Raw genomic sequence first — 22,611 nt, 5'->3', positions numbered from 1 at the left:
TAATTTAAAATTCATATAAATTAATAGCTTCATTGTTTATTTTTTTATCATAAAATCGCTCATTTTCGAATCCTAAACCTTCGTTATACATTTTATCAAAAATGGAGGAAGAGTTTGGGTCTACAAAAATTATTTCATCCAATAAACTATATTTACAAAATAGATTTTCATCAGAATAAAATAATCCGCATAATTCTAATTCATCCCCACAAATTAAATGTTCATGGTAATATTCTCGGTATTCGATAAACTTTAAAAATAACTGTTTGTAATTTTTCTTTTTTTTAAGTGCTAATAAAAATGTTTCTAAATCATCAATATTTACAGCCCAAGGATAACTTTCATCGTTTTCATTCAAATTTAACATTTCAGACAGATTTGTTTGGATGCAACCAAATCTGTCATAAGTGACTACTATTGTATATACATTATATTTTTTTGGGTTAAATGTGTACTCTATTTTTTTATTTTTATTATATATTTTAATTAAGGCATCATTGTTGAATTTATTTTTCACTCTATAACATTGATCATACCCGTATTGAATTCCTTTTTTAAAATCATTTTTTAATTTATCATAAGCTTTGTTAAAATCCCTCATAGGTTCTCTGTTAGAAGTAGCTTTAACTTCAATTATAAAAGCATTTTTTTTATATAGAATTAATATGTCTTGTTCAGAAACTCCATTATCAACATTATAATTACAATAATAAAATGCTTCTTTTCCAAAAAAGTTTTTAAATATATCAAATGTTTTATTTTCGATATATTTATCTCTACTTTTATATGTTTTATCTTGATGGAGTTTTTTGCAAAATTCAAATAAATGGTTGTATAGAGCATTAAGATATTGCTTAAAAAAAATAGGAAGAAAAATTTTATCGTTTATTTTATAGAATGGTTTATCATTTATAATATTCTTTTCAGTATATAAGGTAATTGTTTCTTTGGGGATTTCATTACAAGTAAAAGTATTTAATATTAAAAGAAATTTGTCTTTATCAAAATCTGTAAAATCAATTTCATCAATATTTAATTTTAATATACTTCCAGGGCTTTTGAAAAATTCTGCAGAAGCTAGTATTTCTTTAGGTGCTTCATTAATCCAGTCCTTAGGGTCGTAAATTCCTTTTTCTATGCAATTGGAAGTAAAAGTTTGCCAATTTTCTTTATTTAAATAATGTAAAGCCTTTTTTGTATTGTTATTAATAACTTCATTTGTAAAATGAAAAAATTTTATATAATCACTAATTTCTAAATTAAATTCATTATAAATTTGAGAATTAAAGTTTTTAAAAATAATTTCTATTTTTTCGATATCTTGTTCGATAAAAGATAAGGAGCCGTTACAAAAATAGTTTAAAAAAGTAGGAAGAGTTGAAGTGATTTTAATTATATCTTCTTGAGTTTCTTTACCATTTTTAGGAAATCCTAAAATATAAAAATATTCCGTTTCTATTTTATGGAGGAGAGTAGTGACTTCGTCCCATTCTTCTTCTGAAAAATACTTTTTTTCTTTTTTAGAGTCGGTGCTTTCTAAATTTAATAAGGCTAAATATGTTAACTGCCTAAAAGGAGACATCAAATTTTTAAATAATGGATTATTATTTCTTGTAGGAACTTGTAATAAAACTCCGGATATAAATGTAAGAAGATCTTTTGTTTCATACTTTGAAATAGTCGTTTTTAAACTATTACTTAAATCTAATAAAGCCATTAGTTGATTTTCCTTTTGCATAAAGTTTCCACTATTTTAATATATTTTTGTATGTATAAATTTTATTTACTAATTCTTGAATTTATAATATTTTTAAAAATTAATTTTTAATTGTTTATTATTAAGTTGGATATCTTCTAATTCAAACTGTGTAATTAGTTTGTGATTAACTCCTAAATTGGTTAATGTATCAAAATGTTTTTGTTTTTCAATACTATTATAAAAAGATACAAACCATTTTGTATTAGAAGGTGTTTTTTTTATGATCTCCTCAAAATAAGGAATATCTACGTTAGATAAAGAGTGTCCTAAAACGAATATTTCTGTTACAGAATCTAGTTTTGAAAAAAAATTACTATTAGTTTTAATTATTTCTTTAGTAGGTTTAAAAGTTGTTGAAAAATATTGCAATAAAGTATCTTTTCCTGTATCATAAGAATAATCATAATAGATATTTGTGTTATACCAATCAGCATAATCTTCTGGATCAACATCATTTGGAGGTTCCGGTATCTCTTCTTCAAATTTTTTGGGATCAGTCCCATGACCTAAAATAATTTGCTCATTCCCATAGATAGCAGAATTATGAATATACTTTATATTATTTTTATTAATATCATATACTTTTTCAAGGGTATTAGTGTAATTAAATGTTAAAAAAAAAGCATTATTATCTAATAGAACTCTATGGTTATTGAGGCTATCTGGAAACTTAATACTTTGTATGAAGTTTTGAAAGTGAGAAAATAATCCATTAGTGAATATTTCATAATATTCCTCCATAATATTAGGGAAAACAAATCTATCTCTATCTCTAAAATCTTCACTAGAATAATTTGGTAAATCCCCAAAATGTTCATCAACAATTCTATCAATATCTAGATTAGCTAAGTTTTCTTCAAAATTAGACCAAAGATTTTTATCTTCTTTAGGGTATGAAATGTATAATTCTAACTTAGAATAGAGCTCAATGTCATTTCTTTTTAAAAAATTTGCAAAATCTAGATAACTTGTTTTTAGATGATGATGTAAATCAAAACCGTTACCTATTATATAAAGTTTTTTTATTGGCATTTAAGTAATTTATTTATTGTTAGAAGTATTAACTTGAAGGATTTTGATAGCAGTATTTTTTTCTAGAAGGAATTTCATCTGATTTAATATATGATAGAAACAAATATAGTAAAATATAGTGAATGAGCTAAATTAACCTATGTGTAAATAATTCCCCCTATACGTACCCCTGTCCAAATTTAAAATTTGTTATATGTTGGAAAATAAGGTGGTTACAAGATTAGGTTTCTATCCTTTCGCGATCACGTTATAAAATCGTAAATCGTTAAATTGAAATGATTTGCGATTTTTTATTTCTTCGTTTAGACAACATATAGACAACGAATTGATTTTACTGGTTTTTTATAAAATAAAATTAATCCAAAATTCGGGATGATTTATCAAGATAAAATTTTATCTTTATTGAGATAAAATTATCTCTTATGATTTCTGCTGCCTATATCCCTTATAATACATTACCTCATATTTTTGGAGAAAATCACAAAGGAATAACATTAAATTTCGGAGGTAAGTATTTTTATGAAATAGAAGAAAATAATAATGAAATATTAATTATAAATAGAAAAAATAATATTCATTTTATTAAAGGTTTTTACCATAAAAGTATACCATTAGTTTCTGCGATTGTAGGGAAGAATGGAGTAGGGAAAACCAGTTTATTGAAAATTTTAAATACGTTTGAAAGAACATTAATTATATTGGAACAAGGTGGAGAAGAGGTTATAATAAATAAAACCTCTAAAGAATTTATTTCCAATGAACCTCAGCACTTAGGTATAAATGATATTTCATTAGAGAAATTATATTATTCCCCTTTTTTAGATTATGATTTAAAAGATATTCATTCGCCTGTAGCTTTAGTAAGTTATTTTGAAAGTGATTTACAACAATACTATTTAGATAATATACATAGGTATTTAATCTTTCTTAACCATTCTATAATAGAAGAATTAAAATCTGCATATAAATATTTTCCTTTCTATGAGTATCTGGATTTTTTTATAAAAAAATATGATAAATCATATTTTAGAAAAATTTATATTGAATCAAAAATTGGAAACCCTAATAGAGGAGATTCTTTAATTCATGAACTAAATAAGAATATATCAGATTTGGAAAATCGTTCTGATGCATATACAATGGATAAAGAGTCTTTTATTGAATATAATAAAAGCATTGTAGAAAATTTACAGTCAGATAGTCTTACTCATAAACTGGATAAATTATGGAATTTAGAGGAATATAAATCAGAGTCAAGTCAATATATAATAAATCAAGATAATTTTTTAAAGGATTTAGAGATTACTATTCTTAGTTTCCTTATGATGAATACTATTTTTGCCTTAATTCACGAATCAATTAATGGAAACTATAATTATAGTAATTTATTACAAGCAGGAACTTTTGAAGAAAGATTGGATGAATTTATTAAATGGTATATTATTAATCAGGATGAGGGATTATATGAAAGTATTAAAGATAGAGTCGAAATAAAGGCTGTAAATTATCGAGATATTCTTGAGAAGATAGATCAAAATAAAATAATTGGTGAACTGGGGATAGATATAAGAAAATTTCGATTATCTATAAAAAATAAAATTTTAACTGTTGGTAAATCAAAGGAACTTTATGATTTTATAAAAGATAATTTTACTATTCTGGAAAACAATCTTATTAGAATAGATGTTAAAGGAGATTTAGAAAAATACAATCAATTTTTTCAAATGTATAAGGAACTTATTCAGTCTTTCAGAAATACAGGATTGGTTATTGATTTTTCTCTTTTTGAATTTGTTCCTAACAAGAAACTGTCTACAGGAGAAAAAGCTATTCTGGATTTTTATTCTTCTTTATATTCTTATATTCAGACTTATCAAAATAAACCTCATCATAATAAAGAAAATTATCTTCTTTTATTGGATGAAGCTGATTTAGGGTACCATCCTTTGTGGAAAAAGAAATTTATTTTAGCTATAACAAAAACATTACCCATATTATTTTCGGAATTACTACCACAAAAACGTAATAATGAAACAAAAGAGTATGAATTCTTGAAAAATACAGTTGCTAATCTCCAGATTATTTTTACTACTCATGATCCGTTAAGTTTGTCTGATATACCAAGTTCGAATATTATCTTTTTAGATAAAAATGAAAATGATAAAACCATTATATCATCTAAACAAAAGAAAACTTTTGGAGCTAATATATCTGATTTATTATCTGATTCTTTTTTTATAGAAGATGGATTGATGGGTGATTTTGCAAAAGAGAAAATAGAGGAAACTATACAGTGGATTGATGAGAATAAAGAACCGGAAAACAGAGGAACTTCTTTTGAGGAAAAGTTAAAATATTATAAGAAAGTTATTGAGCTTATTGATGAGCAGATAATTAAACTGAAATTAGCAGAAATGATTTCAGAGTTAGTAGAAGATAAAGAATTTCAAAGAAAGCTAATTAACGAAGAAATCAAATTTTTAGAACAAAAAAAGAAAGAGTTATGATGTATATAGACAAAACCTCACCGAAAATTAATAGGGCAAGTAAAGAACATTGTAATAGGTTGATAGATAAAATTAAATCAAAACGATATGAACATGGTTCTCCTGAAATAATTTGTTTTTTAACAGAAAATAGAATTGAACAAATTCTCTTAGGCAATCCCAGAAAGTTGTATCAATTGCAAATGTTGTTCTTTAGAAAAATATTAGATAAATTCACTTTGCAAAAATGGGAGAATTATATTAGGATTGAAAAAAAAAGGAAACCCACAGATTCTGAAATTTCTCTTATTCAAAAATATAGTGAAATAAAAAACATATTGTCTAAGATTTTTGATTATAAAGATTTTATTTCAATAAATAGTGAAAATAAATACAAAGCCTATAATTTAGCTGAAAACTTAGATATACCTACCTGTGTCTACTGTAACCGAATGTATACAAAAACAGTAATAGACAATAAAGGACTTATTAGACCTACTTTTGATCATTATTTTTCTAAAGAAAAACACCCTTTACTGGCATTGTCTTTTTATAATTTAATTCCTTGTTGTACTATATGCAATAGTAGTATCAAAGGAACAAAAGAATTATTTCTTGATAAGCATTTCCATCCTTATGTGAGTGACAGGAAAGATATTAATAAACAGATAAAATTTAGTTATTATAATAGATCTTTAGATTCTTATGGATTTACTATTAAAAGTCCGAAAAATTCTAAAGGAGAAAAAACAGTGGAATTTTTCAAACTTAAAGAAATTTATGAAGCTCATAAAGATGAAATTTCTGATTTAGCAAGATTACGATATGCTTATTCAGAAACATACTTAAAAGATTTAAGGGAAAATATTATGAAAAGAACTATATCAGAAAAAGAAGTATATCGTTTGGCTTTTGGTACTTATATAGAAGAATCAGAATTTCATAAAAGACCTTTGAGTAAGATGAAAAGGGATATTTTAAGTGAATTAGGGATATTAAAACACTTTAAAAAATGAGTTTCAAATTATTAGCTATTCGTCCTTTAGAAGGATGTAACTCAAAATTTAGGAAGAATTTAAAAGAAGGTGGAATATATAAATTTTATAATAATTATGAATTTATAGTAGAAAGCGATGGAATAACTAGGATAGAACACAATTCCAATAAAGAAGTAGATTTATATAGTTTAGATACTATCAATCCTTTAACTGAGGAATTAAGAGAAATAACAATTAATATTTCTGCAATTGTTGGTAAAAACGGAAGCGGTAAAAGTAGTCTGGTTGAATTATTATATGTTAGTTTTTATAAAATTTCTCGTATATGTGAAATAATTAAAATTGATGATGTCATTTCTACCCCTAATATTGGCAATTCATCAGTTTTTACAGCATTGGAAAATGTAAAAAAAATAATAAAAGAAGGAGACTTTAGTATTGAAAATAAATTAATACTCGGTCTTTATCATTCACTTATTTCAGAAAAAGTAAAAACTATAATGGCAGAAGGGGAAAATAAGATTAATTATGATGAAAATACTGAAGATATAAAAGTTGAAATTATATATGAAATAGATTCTGTAGTTTATTTATTGAGATTAGAGAATGATACTATTACTCTAAGATATTTTTCCGGAGATAAAAAAGATATAACTATTGATGGCTATTCAGCTTTCAAAAAAAATATAGATACTTTATTTTATAATCTGGTTATTAATTATTCTTTATATGGGCTGAATACTGAGGAATCAGGAAAATGGATTGAAAAGGTTTTTCATAAAAATGATTCCTATCAAACTCCTATTGTGTTAAATCCCTATAGAGATAAGGGTAATATTGACATTAATTCTGAAAATTATCTTGTCCGTTCCCGGTTATTAGCAATAATATTTGATAAAGGAATTACTAACAAGAAATTAGTAGAGGAAAAAGAAGTCAAAAGAATTAAATTATCTTATATAGACAAATCAAGTTCAGATACTATACTATCAAAAGATGAATTTATAGAAAAAGTATTTCCCCAATTATATGAAGGTTATTTTAAATCTAAAGATTTGGCAAGTATTGATTTTGAATTAAAAGAAGGGGTAATTTATGATAAGACCATTGATTATATTCTAAGGAAAATAACCTTAATTATAAAACGATACCCAACTTTTAAAAATTATACTAAAGAATCCTTGCTTGATGCTTCAAAATTGAACGATTTTGTAATGCATTTGTATAGAGATCATAGTCATATAACCCTTAAACTAAGGCAGGCACTCTATTTCTATAGGTATCAGAATTATGTAGATGATGACATTCTTGAAAATGATAAAATTTTTCCGATTCAGGAATTAGAAAATAAGATAAATAAATATGATTATCCATTTGCGGATTTAATTGATTTAGTACCACCCTCATTTTTTAAAATAGAATTATATTTTAGTAATAATGAAAACAATATTGAAAATAATTTTTCTAATTTAAGTTCAGGAGAGAAACAAAAAATTTATAGTTTAAATTCAATTATTTATCATCTAAGAAATTTATTATCTGTAAATTTTAATTCGCGTAAAGAAGAGTTATTGGTCTATAAAAATTTTAATATAATTTTAGATGAAATAGAATTGTATTATCATCCCGAACAACAAAAATCTTTTATTAATGATTTGCTTGATTACATAGCAAAAATAGATTTTAGTAGGTTAAAAAATTTACCCAATATAAATATTATTTTTATTACCCATTCCCCCTTTATCCTTTCAGATATACCTAAAGAAAATATATTGTTTTTAAAAGATGGGAAACCGGAAGATTGCAAGGATATGAATACCTTTGGGGCCAATATATCCGATTTATTGGTAAACTCCTTTTTTCTGGAGGATGGTTTAATGGGTAATTTTGTTAAAAAGAAAATTGAAGATACTATTGACTGGTTAAATAAAATATTGGAAGAAAAAGAAAAATTGAAATTAAAACATTTTAAAAAGGATAATAAGTTTGAAGAATTATCAGGAGAAAAAGAGTATCATCAAAAATTAATTAATCTGATAGATGAACCCATTATTAAATCTAAACTACAGGAAATGTATTCAGAAGTTTTCGGAGATGAAGAAAAAATAAAATACCTTGAATCAGAAAAAAAGAAATTAGAAGATGAAATCAGACGTCTTGAAAGCAATAGGAAATAATATTACTTACTTAACAACTTCTCAATCAATTCATTTTTCTCCTGAATCATTCGTTCGTAAAGTTCAACAACTTTATCAAGAGGGTTGAAAGTTGCATAATAATTCTGATTAATTGAAGAATTGTTATTAAAAGTACTTGCAACAATATTTATTACTCCTTGTTCTGAAAAATTCTTAATAGCATCAACAGGAATGTTAAGAGCTTCTGCAATTTTCCCTAAAGTTTCCTCGTCAATTTCTTCTTTATTTTCCAGTTTAGATACCGTTTGCTGGGAAAGCTCTAGCTTATCGGCTAATACTTCCTGTTTTATTCCTAATATTTCCCGAAGCCTTTTTACATTTCTTCCGTGGTGTACTTTTGGGCTGGCTGTATCTGTATTCATGGTTTAAAGAATTTTATCTTTTAACAAAAGTAGGAAAAATTCCGGTAAAAATGAATACGTGGTTTTTTACAACCTCAACAGAGTGTTTTTATCCAGTCTGTAGTTTAATATTTTAGAGTAATCATTTTTCTTTGTATTTGAAATGATGAAGAAAAAGAAGAAAATAACTCAACAGCAAAAAGCAGCTCAAAAAAGGGCAAGGCAATATGTAGAATCCTTAGATGCCGATAAGGTGAAAATTATTTTAATAATGGATAATTATCAGCAGTTAGGGTTTACTATACAATCCATTTTAAAAGTCTGCCAAAGTTCTTTATTTGCTCATGAAGTGAATGCTGAATACCATGAATTTCTGGATATTGTAAACCTTCTGGATTTAGCCTGTCAGTTGGTTCTTGTGGATAAGCTGGAAGAAGTGGATAAATTGAGAAATCACAATCTATAAAGCCTGTTTTATTAAGCTCATAATATATTCTAAATCCTGAGTATCGTTAATAATGATTTCATAATCCCCGTTTCCCCAATGTCCAACGTTCGAAATATCTCTTGCCAGTTTTTTAGGATCGTCCAGCTCTCCTTTTTTCTTGTTTATGAAAATTTTCAGCCCTTTTTTTAATAGTACAATATCTGCTATATTTTTATCTTTTTTAAAGGCTATATATAATTTTTTAGGCTTTGTTTCAATATTGGCAGGAAGATTTAAAATGGCATTTTTATAAGTTTCATATAATTCTTTAACCTCTTCAGATTTATGAGCCAGATGATCTTCTTCCGTGTATACTTTAATTTCGTTGGTTACTTTTGTTATTTCCGAGTTTTTGTCACTTTGTATTTGTTTGATGCTTGGGGCTGATTTAGACTTTTTTATAGAATTTATTAACAGAATGTTATTTTCATATTGTTTGATTTCCCACAGTTCTATAGCTAAATCTTTAAAATTGGAGGATTGTTTCTGAAATGGAGTAAAAAAAGGAGATACAAAAATGACCCGGCTTTGAGACCAATCTATTTCATTTCTTTTATGGATTGTTTTTGTGTTTCATTATATTCAACAATAAAATCCGCTTTATACTCAAGCATCAGGTTAAGATAGGAAACTCCCTGATCTATAACACTAAAATTCCTTTCCCGTTTATATTCTACAATAATAAAAGCTTTTGATTCAGGGTCGAATACCAATGTATCTATACGATTATTTTTAATTATAAATTCGGATTTGATAAACTTTAATCCGGTAATAATTTCCAGATTACTTTCAAAAAGTGTTTGTATCTCTTTTTCCAGTTTAAAAGGTTTTTCCTTTAATTCTGAAAGCTGATTTTTATCTTTTGTAAATAATAACATAAAAATAGATTTTTTTAATTAAGCACTAAGTATTATATTACCCTGAACAGATTTTGTTAAAATTAGGTTGAATACCAAATCGGTTTTTATAGGGAAAGTATTATGGTCATAAGAAATCGGTAAATATTCATGAAGAGTATCTTTTACTAAATTTGATGCTTTTGAACGTAGCTGGGTATCATCATACCAATTATCAATAAAAATAATACCCTGATTCTTTTTTAGTTTCACTAAAAGCTCTTTAGCTGCAAGTTTCACTTTTTGCGTTTCGTCTTTAGTGAGATTGTCTTTCTTTAATAAATCGAATATTTCAAGTTCTTCTTCGGTCAATCCTTCGCGTGCTGCCCGTTGCTCTTCATTTGACAAAGATTCTTTGTATTTAAGCAATTCTTCGAAGAACTCTTCATTTTCCTGACTACCAGCGTTATATTTATCTATAATGTTTTGCAGTCGGGTTGCAAAATCGGAACGGGTGCTGTTCTGTTGTAGCATCTTATCCAGTTTGCTTTGAAGGAAGTTTCGGAGGTCGTCTATTTCAATATTTTTATACTCAGACTGTTTAAATTCTTCTTTTAGTTTATTAATATCTAATTTACTAAGGTCAATTTCTTTATATGCTTTAATTCCATAGCTTGCCACAGGCTCAGCTACAGCACCTTCTTTTACCAAATCGGTTGTAGCAACTACGCTTTCATTAAGTAGATTTTTAATACGGTGTTTTGCCCTGTCTATATCGTCATTTTCACTATTATTATCAATTACCTTTCTCAAATAATGTATAACTTCGGCTAAAGCATAATCTTTCCTATATTTCAATATTTCAGGGCGACAGGCATCATAAAGAGAACTAATTGCATTGTCATATACCTTGAAATGCTCGCGACTATTCTTAATGCCAATTATGGTATCGGCATATTTATGAAAATCTTCTACTTTGCTAAAAACTTCATCTTTTTCCAATATTGCAGGAAGGTCAATCCCATGATTTTTGCACCAATTACAACATTCATTTATACTGTCTTTAAGCAAATCGAATAAAACAGACGCCTCTTTTACAACTTCGTCTGTAGCTCCACTTCCTTCTTTAAATTGTAATTCGGATGCAACATTACCACCATAGGTTGACATGGCTTTTTTCAACCGACCGAATACATTGCAATGGTCAATAATCAAACCGTTTGCTTTTTTCTTCCCATTAATCTGAAAATCGGTTATACGGTTTACCCTTGCAATAGCCTGCATCAATGTATGGTCTTTCATCGGCTTGTCAAGATAGAGCGTTGATGCTGTAGGAACATCAAAACCTGTAAGCCACATACTACAAATAAATACTAAACGGAATTTCGATTCAGGTATTTTGAAAATATCTTCCAAATCCTGTCCTTCATCGTTTACGTTCTTCATCAATGCGCGGTGTGGTTTTATATCAAGCCCTTCTTTAGCAAATTTTTCTTCTTCGCCTGCTTCTTCGCTGATAACTACGCGCATTTCGGTTTCGCGCATCCATTCACGCATTTCTTTTAGTTTCTTCTTCTTATCTTCTGGTGCGGAAGCTATCTCTTTATTCAACCGCCTCAGTTCTTCCTGCCAATGATGTTTTACTAAATCGTGAAGCCGTACTGCTGTAAATTTATCAATGGCTACAACCATTCCTTTTCCTAAGTATCCCCTACGTGGAAAATGATAGGCAATGTATTGTGCGATTTCGTTCAAACGGTCGGGATTACGCAAGACTTGAAGTTCATTTCCGTATTCTTTTTCTAAACGAACACTATCCTGTTCGCTAATATTTTCGTCTTCAATAATCTCGTAAAAGTCTTCGTTCAATGTTTCATTTGCTAACTGCATTTGAGGCAAGCATTTTCGATAAAACAACGGAACAGTGGCTTCGTCTTCTACGGCTTGTTGAAAGTTGTATTCCGAAACATTTTCGCCGAACCAGTCATTTGTCAATTTCTTACTACCAAACAAAGGGGTGCCTGTAAATGCCATAAACTGAGCATTGGGCAACCCTGCACGCATGTTTTCGGCAAGGTCTTTATATTGTGTACGATGGGCTTCGTCAATGAAAACTATAATATCATTCCTTTCGGATAGTATAGGGTATTGTTTGCCCTTATCGTATCTGAATTTCTGGATGAGGGTGAAAATGCACTTTGCATTTGTCCCTAACATTTTGCGCAAAGCCGAACTGCTTTTGGGGCGGCATTCGTCCTTTTCGCCTACAATGCCCGAACGTTGGTAATTTTTATATATTTGTTCGTCGAGGTCGTCACGGTCGGTTACTATCAGGAAAGTATAATTGCCTGTAAACTGACTGATAATTTTGCGGGTAAGCATTACCATACTAAAACTCTTTCCGCTTCCCTGTGTATGCCAGAATACCCCTAATTTGCCGTGTTCGTCGCTCAATGTTCCCGTCTGTGCTTGCTCACGTAAATACCGGAAACGCTCGATAGCATGGTTTACTCCTAAAAACTGGTGATTCTTGGCACATATTTTTAAAGCATCGTCATAGAAGAAAATAAAATTATCGATATAGTCTATTAGTTTATCGGGTTTGAGTAAACCCCTGATGGCATAATCGAGACTTCGCCTGTAAGCTTCGATACGTTCCTTGTCGATATGTTGTTTTTCATCGGTTACACGAAGCCACGGGAAGAAATATTCCCACGAGGCAAAAGTACTGCCTATGCGCGTTTTGCTACCGTTACTGACTATCAGGAAGGCATTATATACAAAAAGGTCGGGAATTGCTTCTTTATAACGTGTAAGGTTGTCTTTATAGCCTTGCTCAATATTGATATTACTATTCTTTAGTTCGATAAATACTAACGGCAAGCCATTGATAAACAAAATGAGGTCGGGACGAAGGCGGTATACTTCACCTTGTATCCAGAGTTGTGATACAACCAGAAAATCATTTGCAAGTGGATTTTCCCAATCTATTACTTTAACATATTGCGATTCGGTGCGACCATCAGGAACAGATATTTTTACTTCGATACCTTTTCGCAGGTCTTTCATCATTTCACGGTTTCGCTGAAAGTCGGAAGTCAGGCGGTCAATGGTTAATAACTTATTCAAAGCAGTTTGCCGTACATCTTCGGGTAAATCCGGGTTTAACTTTTTGAGCATATCCCTTAGCCGGGGTTTTATAACTACATCTTTTTCGGTTTCGCGCCCTGTGGTGTCGGACTTAAAACAGTTGATATGCCGATATTTTATATCGGGATGTGTAAGCACTTCGATAGCTGCTTTTTCTATCTCATCTTCGGTAATATAGTTGCGTATGCTCATAGTATCTTTGTTTATGTTGTTTACTATGCTTTTACTTCGAGTTTGCCGCTTATCAATCGGGGCAAAAGCCGATTGCGTATTTCAGTGAATTGTTGGTTTTGTTCTTGTAAGTTTTCTATTTGATTGAAAGTTGGAGAAACTATATCATGATATTTCTTTATAATCTCCTTTTTAGGGTATATAACTTTCAATTTTTCAAATTTACCTTTACTTAAATTTGTCATTGTAGCTCCTGTTGCACCAAATAATTCTATGTACTCCTTTAAATCAATTATTGCAAAATATAAAAATTCTAAATTATAAAGATTATTCAATATTATAGAATTTATTTGTTGATTAGTTTGAGATACAGGTGCAGTTGTTATCCCCACTGCACCAGCTGTTCCTATACAACTTACACATATCGTATGTTTGGGTAGGTTACATTTTTTTTGTGATTTAACACCTTTTTCAGATAGATACAAATCTGTTTCTTTTATAAACATATTATTGTGTATATCTGGTGTTTTTATAAATGGAATATCTCCATGATAATAATCTTCTATTTCAGTAGAAGGTGTTTTACCTGTTATAACTTTACCAAAAAAATCTAAATTCTTCTCTTTCCACCCTTCAGGAATACCTTTATTGAATTTGGCATTTTGATAATTGGGAAAACGCATTCGCACAAACCATTCTTTGTAAAGTTCGCGTGCCGACTGTTCGAGTAGTTCGATACGTTCGTTGTTTACTTCTATCAAATCGTCATAGGCGGATAATATAGAGGCTATACGTTGTTGATGTTCTGTAGTTTTAGGTATATTTATTTTCAAAAAATGGAGATGGTTTTGATTCAAAGTCGGAACTCCTGCTCCTGAATTAAAACTATCTAAATTCATCGTTTGCAAAAAGTAATATACAAATTTGGGGTCATGTTCTTTAAAATCCTTGACATAAAGGGTTGTATTTAAAGGCCAACTATTTTGATTTACAAATTGCACAGTACCTAAACTTCCCGACCGTCCAGTTGTAACGCACGGTGCAGAAACTTTATATTCTTTATGATATGCTTTTGTTGAGGTAGAAGCAACAACAGGATAATCGCCTTCTTCTATTTTATCATTAGGAAGGTCAAATCCTCTGTTTAACTTAATAAAATCTTTGAAGTATATCTCTTTCCAACCTTCTTTCATTTCCAAATGCTTTTTAAGTTTTGCTCAATCAGGTTTTCCAGTTCGCGGGCACGTTGGTTTAATTTGTTTAGTGCACTATGGCGTTGTTCCATTTCGGCGCGAAACTCTTGTTCGGTTAGCCCGTCTTCTTCTATCACTACACCAACATAACGCCCGGGGTTGAGACTGTAATCCTGTTCGGCTATCTCGTCTAATGTAGCGGCTTTGCAAAGCCCTGTAACGTCTTCGTATTTCTTTTCGGGGAAGCGGTCGTTTAACCATTGATGGTTGCTTTCGAAATAGCGTACTTCGCCTATTTTTTCGTTCCAAAGTCTATCTGCTTCAGCAAATTCTTTTTCTGCCTTTTTTAAATCTTTGTCGGCTTGCTTTAGTTCCTTTTCGGTTTCCTTCGATGGGGTTAGACCTTCATTCAAAGCTTTATCTGTTAGTTTCTCAAGCTTTGTAGCTAATACATCGCGTTCCTTTTGTTTTTGGTTGCGGTCGGTTTCCAATACTAAGGCTTCGGCTGTGAGCGTTTCTATCTTTTGGGTGTATTCATCCAACAGGTCGGACATATATTGTGCATCGCCATAGTAAAGATGACGTATACAGCTTATATTCTTGATTTGCTCGGGTGTAAATTCGCGGTGCGCACGGTCTACCTGATGGAAAATGTTTCGGGCATCTATAAACAGGATGCGTTTGTCGTTGCAACGGGCACGATCGAAGAACCAAAGTGTAGCAGGCAAGGTTACGGTATAAAACATATTTTTGGGCAGCGACAACATACAGTTGATAATACCGTCTTCGACAAGGCGTTGGCGTATATCTGCTTCACTGTTGCGGGCATCGCTTGCCGAATTAGCCATAACCAAAGCTGCCCGTCCCTTTTCGTTTAACGATGTGGCGAACAGGTTAATCCAAAGATAATTGGCATTAGGGACGGTTTCTTTGTTCTTTTGGTCGTCTTTGCTGCCGCTTTTCTTCGTTTTATTTTGAGGGATACCGTATTTATTAAACCGCTTCTGGTCTTTTACACGACTTAAATTAACATCATCCACATTGAAAGGCGGATTAGCCATTACGAAATCGAACTTTTCGAGGCTCTCAAACTCGTCGTCATAATAACTGTTTGCATTTACAATCTTATTGTTCAAGCCGTGCAAGAACATATTCATGCGGGCTATTTTGACAGTTTCCCTATCTTTTTCGCATCCAAATACCTGTAAGGGTTCGGCTTCTTCATTTTGATGATGCAGGCGCATTTGTTCCACAAAATCGGAACTCTGCACAAACATACCCCCGCTACCACAAGCAGGGTCTAAAATATGTCCGCCGTAAGGTTCAATCATTTCTACCATAAGTTGCACAACGCTGGTAGGTGTAAAGAATTGACCGCCGCCTTGCCCTTCAGCTAAAGCAAATTTTGCAAGAAAATATTCGTACACTTTACCAAATATGTCGCCATCGGCTTCTTCGGGTATATTGTTTATTATTTGCAATAGTTCCTTTGCCAGTCCGAAGTCAACTTCTTTTTCTGATTTTAATTCCAGATATTCGTCTTTGGGGAGGCTGCCCGCTAATTCAGGTTTGTATTCTTCTATTTTTTCCATCGCTGTTTTAATGGCATCCGGAATATTTTGTTTTGTATTGAGATTTAGCAGATAATCGAAATGTGATTCTTCGGGTAGATAATACCCACAAATACTTTGTGCAATACTTTCTATTGTTTTTTCGTTTCTTGTACCCTTGTACTTCTTATATTCAGCCTCTATTTCATCCTGATGTTTTTTATATTTGATAGACGCAAAGCGTAAAAATACCAATCCTAATAATGGCGCTGAATATTGGCTTGCTTTTAGTCCGCTGTTAGCACGCAGATTATCGGCTGCTTGCCAAAGACGGACTTCAAGTTCTTTTAGTTCCTGTTTAGTCATTTAAAATGATTTTACACAAAAATAATATAAATAAGTGAAAGAATATTGAGGTAAATAATATCTTTTAATATGCTTTTCTATTCACAGCCTCTTCCAGCAAATAAGATAATTCCATTGGAGCCATATACCCGGTAAGACATTCCCCGGTAGAAGTATTGATCCAGTCATTAGCATTCAGGTTGTATAACTAATTATCAAATTTAAAAACCAATAAATATAGGCAGCTTAATGCGAAAAAAAACTCTATAGAGAATTACTTTAGAATCATTAAAAGAATTAAAATCCAAAGGCGGACAAATTTCTGATTTCATATCTCTTAATAAAAAATATTAGAAGTAGAAGAAAAGCTTCAGGAGTTGGGAGTGGAATTAGGAAATTTTGATTCCGTTAATGAATTTTGTACTGTAAAATTATCGATTTATGAAGAAAAACCAGAAAAACAGATAGGCTTTATTCATAGGCTGAAAGTTGCTTTTGAGTGGAGTATTGAATATATTTCGATCATTATTTTTACCTCCTTAGTTTTCTTTATTTCTATTTTTGTTCTTCTTTTAGTTATTGATAAATTAAAAGTAATTACTATTTCAAATAAATAAAAAAGTTAAAATAATAGATAACAGAAAAAGAAAACCCCGGAAATTATATGTCCGGGGGTTTCTTTTAAGTTTTATCACGGTTAGTTTTTTACAAAAATGTTGTTACTATCAATGAAAAAATGTTTATAATTTGTAATGAATGGAGTGTATCAATTATTTTCTAATTGTAAGAAAAAAAATAGAATTTAAAATTATAAGTAGTCATTGAGGTACTAAATTTGATCTAACAAGAGCTGATTTAATATAAAATAACTAAAAAAGATAGTAATGAATAAAATGTTTAACAAATTCGTAGAATGGTTTTTACGAGTGGCAATTGCCGCAGGATTTCTTTCAGCTTCCGCAGACCGGTTTGGATGGTGGCCAGCAGAGGTCTCTGCCTGGGGAAACTGGAAGGCTTTTGAAGCATATACCGCTTCTTTATTGTTTTATCTTCCGGATTGGATGGTAACTATTTCGGCCGGGGTTTCTACAATTTTAGAAGTAATTTTCGGTATCGCATTACTTACAACCTTTAAGACACCTCTTATTGCTTTTTGCAGTGGAGTGTTAACTCTTTTATTTGCAATGGGAATGGTTATAGGCATAGGAATAAAGGCTCCTTTAGACTATTCTGCATTTACAGCCTCTGCCGCTGCATTTGCCTTAAGTATTATTTCATACGAATCAGGAAAAAATAAAAGACATTAAAATTTCTATTCACGTAACTAAATTTTATATTCAGGGCAAAACACGTATCATTTATCTTTGTTTTAAGTTCCCGATTAGAAAATTCACAATCACATAACACATAGTAATTACTATTACTATGTGTTGTTATAAAAGTCATGCCTGAGGGCTTATTTTTCGTTATAGTATTTTTCCCATTTAGCTTTTAAGCTATCCATTAAGGCTATATAATATTCGTTTCGTTCATTAAAATCAGGCGCTGAATGATCAAGGGAATTAATTCCATCTTTCATATAATGCATGTTTAAAGATCCCCATCTCCCTACATCTAAACCATAACTTTCCAAAACCGAAACCGGATCTATTCCATGTTGCGACGCAACAGACTGGTGCCAGAGTATATCTTGGTAGGTTTCATAATCCGGAGCAATTTGCAAAAGGCTTTCCATATCCACTGAAGGAGTAGAAGTTTCAGCAAATCTTCCTACTTTAGGATTGGCAAATATTTCTCCAAATCGGGTGGTATATTCCATATTTTCAGCCATTAATTCTCCCAAACGGACATTCCACTGGCTTAAAGTTTCCTCCCAAACAGATTTATCCAGACCCAATATTTCTATCACCTGTTCTTCGCTCATTCCTTGCCCCAGATGGGCACTTGCTGCTGCATACTCTTCAAAACTTACCCCGTTAATTGTTTCCATATATTTATTTATTTTTAAGTTATTGTACTGACCATATGATATGTATCAAATATAATATAAAAAAGCTACAAAAAGGTTACGTTGTGAATTTGTATTTTTGTGTATTGTCAATATTTATTAATATTGAATCTTAACTTAATAAAAATTAGTAAAAGAAATTTATTAAAAATAAATAGTTCTTAAAACATATGAAATTGAAAAACTCTTCTTGGTATTTAAATTTATCAGTTAGCTTAATATTAGTATTACTATTGGCTGGATCTCAAAAATTGCAAGCTCAACAGTATGGCTTTACAGGTTTTTACAACTCTTTGCATAGGTTAAGCCTTCCAGTTGATACTAGAAGCCTAAAAAAACTTACAGGACATACATGCGATAATTCCTTTTTTTATTACTATTTTGATAAAAACTATTTTACTTTAGACAACCTAAAAGTTATAGGTAAGTTTGAAGTACGCAATTGTAAATTTGTAATTTATAATTTTTCTTTATTAGGAGAAGGAGAAGGGTTTCATGAAAATGTATACTTAGTAAATGCCTTTTCGGAAGGGGGAAATTATTTAGATAATATAATTATATCTGGTCGTTTAGGTGGAGAAGGAGGAGCGGATATATTTTCTGGGAAAATAACAGAAACTGAGTTTTTAATGAAAATCAAAGAAGAGTATTATGAGTCTTCTACAGGATTAAATTACGAGGTAGGTATTGAGAAAGAAGAAAGTTATACTTTTAATTTTCAAACTCGAAAATTTGAAATGATAAAAGAAGCCTACGTGTGTAAAAAATTAAATTTCAATTTGTTTTATAAACAAATAAAAAATGCTTTTCAGGATTCTGATAGAAAGATTATCGGTGGGGATTATGCATTAAAAATAAAACCTCTTTTATACTGTAATCCTTTATCGACAAAAAATGTTGATAAATATAGAGACATTGTTCATTACTTAGACAAATCTGGAGCACCATATGGGGCAATTAACATATTAAAAGCAATAACAGAAAAATACCCAGAAAAAAGAGAGTCCTGGTTAAACTTGGGAGATGCTCAGTGGGCTACGGAAGATTATTCCGAAGCTAAAAAATCTTACCAGAAATATTTCTATATCATAAAAGAGCAAAATGGTGAGGTAGATGAAATTCCGGGATATATATATGAGAGAATGGAAGAGTAATGTGCACATTTTGTATTTACATTCTTTTCATATTCCAATGACCATACCCATGAATAAATTACCCAATTTCTTTCAAAATGTTCTTGATTAGAATTATAATAAACTGAATAATGAGCTTTATGCTCTTCCTTTAATTTAATATTTTTTTGGCTATTTGTAAAAAAACTCAAAAATAAATAAAGAGAGTATCATGCATACAAAAAACCGGATACTCTCTGTATATGTTAATTTTTGTTTTTCTAACTATGAGAGAGAAAAGTAATGATTTATTTAAAAATATTCATTTCTTCATTATAAATAGGACTCTGAATATCTAAAAAGTTAAGTACACTGTGAAACACATGGTTTTGGGTCAGGTGATCATTGGGTTTCAGTTGTCTGTAATCATCCGATAGCCATACGATAAAAGGGATTTCATATTGTTCTTTTGGAGCAAGGCTGATAGGGATGCCATGCATGTACAGGTTTTTTTCACCCAAAGACTCTCCGTGATCCGAAACGAATAACATCGTACTGTGGAACTCTTTCATTTGTTTCAAATCTTCGATAACTTTAGAAAGAAGATAATCTGTATACACAATGGTGTTATCGTAAGCGTTAATCAGTTCCTCCTGAGAGCATTTGCTCAGCTCCACACTGTTACATACGGGTTTAAAAATCTCAAACCTTGAGGGATATTTTTTGCTGTAGGAAGGTCCGTGGCTCGTACTGGTATGAAGGATCACTAAAATTTTATTCTTTTTACTTGCCAGTATCTGTTCTTTAAGACCTTGCAAAAGAACCTCATCATACGCACAGTCTTCTCCTTCACAAGAAGCCTTTAAAGCTTCCTTATCCAGATAGTTTTTAATATGGATGGGAGGTTGTCCCCAATTGGTAGTCCTCCAGATTACTTCCACATCGTTTCTAAATAAATAGTTAGGGAGAATTTCGTATAATTTATTAGAATTGGTATGTTCTAAAATGCATTTTACCCCGGCAGTCGTGTAAGTGGCACAGGAAGTGGCATTAAATGTATGAAGATTTTTTGTTTGGGAAAGTAAAGGATTGGTGTTTTTAGGGTATCCGTATAAAGAAAAGTTCTGACTTCTCGCAGATTCACCAATAACTAGAATAACAATTGATTTCTCATTATCTTTAATCGTAGCATCAGGTAATAAAATTTCTTTTTCGTTTTCCTGATGTTTATGAATAAAATAGAGAGGAATGTTTACAGAATAGGACCAAGGCATGGCAAGTCCGCCCAGAGTCTTGGAATTTTTATCAATCCATAACCAGTTGCTTGCATTTGCAAATACAAGGATAAGCATAAAGGCCAAAGACAAGGCAGACGTTAAAGCAAATTTTTTGAAAGTGGTTTTAATTATTTTAACCCTTATGATATATAGGCTGGGAAGTACACCCAGAATAATAAAATACAAGACTAGCTTTACAGAAAAAAAGCTGCTGGACTCTTCATAATTAGTATTGAAAATATTCCCAATCATACTCTCGTCAATAATAACCCCATATGTATTAATGAAATAAACAGCTACCGAGTTAATAAGAAAAGTGAGTACCAGTAAAAATTTTCCCACAAAGCGTGAAAGGTATGTAAATAAGAAAAAAACAAAAAAGTTGGCGACCAGCATAATGATTACAAGGCATACAATCAATATGGCACCACCTAATGACTGGTAATCAACATTCTTGAAAACAAATCCAAAAAACGGGTAATGATAAAGCAAGAAATTAAGAATGCTCAACAATAAAGCGAAATACGATATTTTTAGATTATTTTTTAACATAACTATGAATAATTAAATAAAGGGATATGATCAGGCTAAAGATAGAAAAATAAAATATAATTAAATCTGATTGAATGATTTTTGCTATCAATACACCTATACAGACAAGAAAAAGTACAATGAAAAAAGGATAAAACTTTTTATTTCCTATCCACTGCCATAATTTATATTTCTGATCAATTAAAATACCTAAGACACCGGAAATGTATCCTATAATAGATCCGATAATTACATCTAACGGATAATGGGCTCCTACACCTACACGGGTAAAAGCAAAAATAAGTCCCAGTAATATGATAAAACTGCACCAGACAATAGTGCACATCATTTTTTTAGGCATAAAAGCAAACAAAGAAACGGTTAAAATCGTAAAAACTGTGATGGAATGACCGGAGGGTAAACTATTGTTTCCGCATAACAAGTTACCTACAACCGTAAAGTGTTGATGTTCGTAAACCGCAGCAGGACGAGGCATTTTAAAGAACCATTTAAGCAGGCTGCATAACACCGCGGAAACTAAGGAAGCGGTAATCATTACCTCCCATAATTTAGGAACATAGATGATAAAGACGCTTAAAAAAGATAAAAATACCAATGCATCACCAAACTGCGTTAAATTGTAAATGAAAACAGGATATTTTGATAATATCGAATTAATATATAAAAACCAGTCTTTCTGGGATAAAGTATAGGAGCTGCCATCTAAAGCATATTCTTTATACAAAAAACCAGCAATTAATAATAATAGAAAAAGAGGTAGATATAAAAGAGAGGAACTAAGCTTGGCAAAGTTATTTATAGCTATTTTATTCATAATATTTTACTAGTAGTTCTTTCAAACATAGCATTTAGCATAAGTATAAAACATCTTCATGTTTTTAATTTATCACAAATAAACTAAAAACAAAAAGCTCTCGGTAATGTTTATAATCTGCAAATTTAGATTTATAATGTGTGTACGTTCTTTCTTAAGTATAACATTTCATAAAAATGTAACGAAAATTATGACCTAAGATTGGGTGCAAATTTAAGATTTTTTTTAAAAGACAGTAATTTTATATATTTAAAAAGCAACGGATTTACGAATATCTTAAATTATATTTATAAGGATAAGTG

The 22,611-nt window shown here is 30.4% G+C and carries 18 protein-coding genes; 7 read left to right on the top strand and 11 right to left on the bottom strand.

Annotation, left to right across the window (positions count from 1 at the left end; all coding sequences use genetic code 11):
• Window positions 1–4: 4 nt before the first annotated feature.
• Together EQ921_RS00145 and EQ921_RS00140 are read right to left on the bottom strand one after the other, a co-directional pair.
• Complete coding sequence (locus tag EQ921_RS00145) at window positions 5–1,738, bottom strand: hypothetical protein (RefSeq protein ID WP_128330114.1); 1,734 nt, start codon at window positions 1,736–1,738, stop codon at window positions 5–7.
• Between the two features lie 72 nt (window positions 1,739–1,810).
• Window positions 1,811–2,791 (bottom strand): bacteriophage abortive infection AbiH family protein, encoded by a 981-nt coding sequence (locus EQ921_RS00140; RefSeq protein ID WP_128330113.1) that lies wholly within the window; start codon window positions 2,789–2,791, stop codon window positions 1,811–1,813.
• Between the two features lie 422 nt (window positions 2,792–3,213).
• Here EQ921_RS00140 and EQ921_RS00135 point away from each other — a divergent pair, with 422 nt between their 5' ends.
• From EQ921_RS00135 to EQ921_RS00125, 3 genes are read left to right on the top strand one after another with little or no spacing between them, the layout of a single operon-like run.
• On the top strand, window positions 3,214–5,298 hold the full coding sequence (locus EQ921_RS00135) for an AAA family ATPase (RefSeq protein ID WP_128330112.1): 2,085 nt from the start codon (window positions 3,214–3,216) through the stop codon (window positions 5,296–5,298).
• Window positions 5,295–6,293: a hypothetical protein gene (locus tag EQ921_RS00130; protein WP_128330111.1), complete on the top strand. Its 999-nt coding sequence runs from the start codon at window positions 5,295–5,297 to the stop codon at window positions 6,291–6,293. The genes EQ921_RS00135 and EQ921_RS00130 overlap by 4 nt, the downstream gene beginning before the upstream one ends.
• Window positions 6,290–8,452, top strand: a complete 2,163-nt coding sequence (locus tag EQ921_RS00125; protein WP_128330110.1) for an ATP-binding protein — start codon at window positions 6,290–6,292, stop codon at window positions 8,450–8,452. Before EQ921_RS00130 ends, EQ921_RS00125 begins: the two co-directional genes overlap by 4 nt.
• Window positions 8,453–8,454: 2 nt before the next feature.
• Here EQ921_RS00125 and EQ921_RS00120 read toward each other — a convergent pair whose 3' ends face one another.
• Window positions 8,455–8,835 (bottom strand): helix-turn-helix domain-containing protein, encoded by a 381-nt coding sequence (locus EQ921_RS00120; RefSeq protein WP_128330109.1) that lies wholly within the window; start codon window positions 8,833–8,835, stop codon window positions 8,455–8,457.
• A 145-nt stretch (window positions 8,836–8,980) separates the two neighbouring features.
• Between EQ921_RS00120 and EQ921_RS00115 the strand changes: the two genes are divergently transcribed.
• The gene (locus EQ921_RS00115; RefSeq protein ID WP_128330108.1) at window positions 8,981–9,280 is read left to right on the top strand and encodes a hypothetical protein; all 300 of its coding nucleotides are present in this window, start codon (window positions 8,981–8,983) and stop codon (window positions 9,278–9,280) included.
• On the opposite strand, the gene EQ921_RS14970 is transcribed toward EQ921_RS00115, so the two are convergent.
• From EQ921_RS14970 to EQ921_RS00095, 5 genes are all read right to left on the bottom strand, one after another.
• Window positions 9,275–9,595, bottom strand: coding sequence for a DUF5655 domain-containing protein (locus tag EQ921_RS14970; RefSeq protein WP_370449487.1), 321 nt, complete (start codon window positions 9,593–9,595; stop codon window positions 9,275–9,277). The two genes, EQ921_RS00115 and EQ921_RS14970, sit on opposite strands and share 6 nt — an antisense overlap.
• A gap of 245 nt (window positions 9,596–9,840) precedes the next feature.
• Entirely contained in the window at window positions 9,841–10,179 is a 339-nt protein-coding gene (locus tag EQ921_RS14965) for a hypothetical protein (protein ID WP_370449480.1), read from the bottom strand.
• Window positions 10,180–10,197: 18 nt separating this feature from the next.
• Entirely contained in the window at window positions 10,198–13,479 is a 3,282-nt protein-coding gene (locus tag EQ921_RS00105; protein WP_221410452.1) for a type I restriction endonuclease subunit R, read from the bottom strand.
• Window positions 13,480–13,502: 23 nt separating this feature from the next.
• Complete coding sequence (locus EQ921_RS00100) at window positions 13,503–14,651, bottom strand: restriction endonuclease subunit S (protein ID WP_128330107.1); 1,149 nt, start codon at window positions 14,649–14,651, stop codon at window positions 13,503–13,505.
• Window positions 14,648–16,567, bottom strand: coding sequence for a class I SAM-dependent DNA methyltransferase (locus EQ921_RS00095; protein WP_128330106.1), 1,920 nt, complete (start codon window positions 16,565–16,567; stop codon window positions 14,648–14,650). Before EQ921_RS00095 ends, EQ921_RS00100 begins: the two co-directional genes overlap by 4 nt.
• A gap of 356 nt (window positions 16,568–16,923) precedes the next feature.
• Between EQ921_RS00095 and EQ921_RS00090 the strand changes: the two genes are divergently transcribed.
• Together EQ921_RS00090 and EQ921_RS00085 are read left to right on the top strand one after the other, a co-directional pair.
• Complete coding sequence (locus EQ921_RS00090; RefSeq protein ID WP_128330105.1) at window positions 16,924–17,163, top strand: hypothetical protein; 240 nt, start codon at window positions 16,924–16,926, stop codon at window positions 17,161–17,163.
• 267 nt (window positions 17,164–17,430) lie between these two features.
• Window positions 17,431–17,853 carry a DoxX family protein gene (locus tag EQ921_RS00085; RefSeq protein ID WP_255424399.1) on the top strand — a complete coding sequence of 141 codons (423 nt, stop codon included), beginning with the start codon at window positions 17,431–17,433 and terminating at the stop codon, window positions 17,851–17,853.
• Between the two features lie 149 nt (window positions 17,854–18,002).
• Here the strand turns inward: EQ921_RS00085 and EQ921_RS00080 are convergent, their stop codons facing one another.
• Entirely contained in the window at window positions 18,003–18,536 is a 534-nt protein-coding gene (locus EQ921_RS00080; protein ID WP_128330104.1) for a hypothetical protein, read from the bottom strand.
• Between the two features lie 188 nt (window positions 18,537–18,724).
• Between EQ921_RS00080 and EQ921_RS00075 the strand changes: the two genes are divergently transcribed.
• Window positions 18,725–19,708, top strand: coding sequence for a M48 family metallopeptidase (locus EQ921_RS00075; protein ID WP_128330103.1), 984 nt, complete (start codon window positions 18,725–18,727; stop codon window positions 19,706–19,708).
• A 266-nt stretch (window positions 19,709–19,974) separates the two neighbouring features.
• Here the strand turns inward: EQ921_RS00075 and eptA are convergent, their stop codons facing one another.
• Together eptA and EQ921_RS00065 are read right to left on the bottom strand one after the other, a co-directional pair.
• Entirely contained in the window at window positions 19,975–21,495 is a 1,521-nt protein-coding gene (gene eptA, locus EQ921_RS00070; protein WP_128330102.1) for a phosphoethanolamine--lipid A transferase EptA, read from the bottom strand.
• Window positions 21,482–22,309 carry a phosphatase PAP2 family protein gene (locus EQ921_RS00065; protein ID WP_128330101.1) on the bottom strand — a complete coding sequence of 276 codons (828 nt, stop codon included), beginning with the start codon at window positions 22,307–22,309 and terminating at the stop codon, window positions 21,482–21,484. Before EQ921_RS00065 ends, eptA begins: the two co-directional genes overlap by 14 nt.
• Window positions 22,310–22,611: the final 302 nt, after the last annotated feature.

The organism is Apibacter sp. HY039 (genome assembly GCF_004023655.1).
Classification (GTDB): Bacteria; Bacteroidota; Bacteroidia; order Flavobacteriales; family Weeksellaceae; genus Apibacter; species Apibacter raozihei.
Note: the sequence above shows the minus strand (reverse complement) of the source record. Positions and strands in the feature narration are given on the sequence as shown.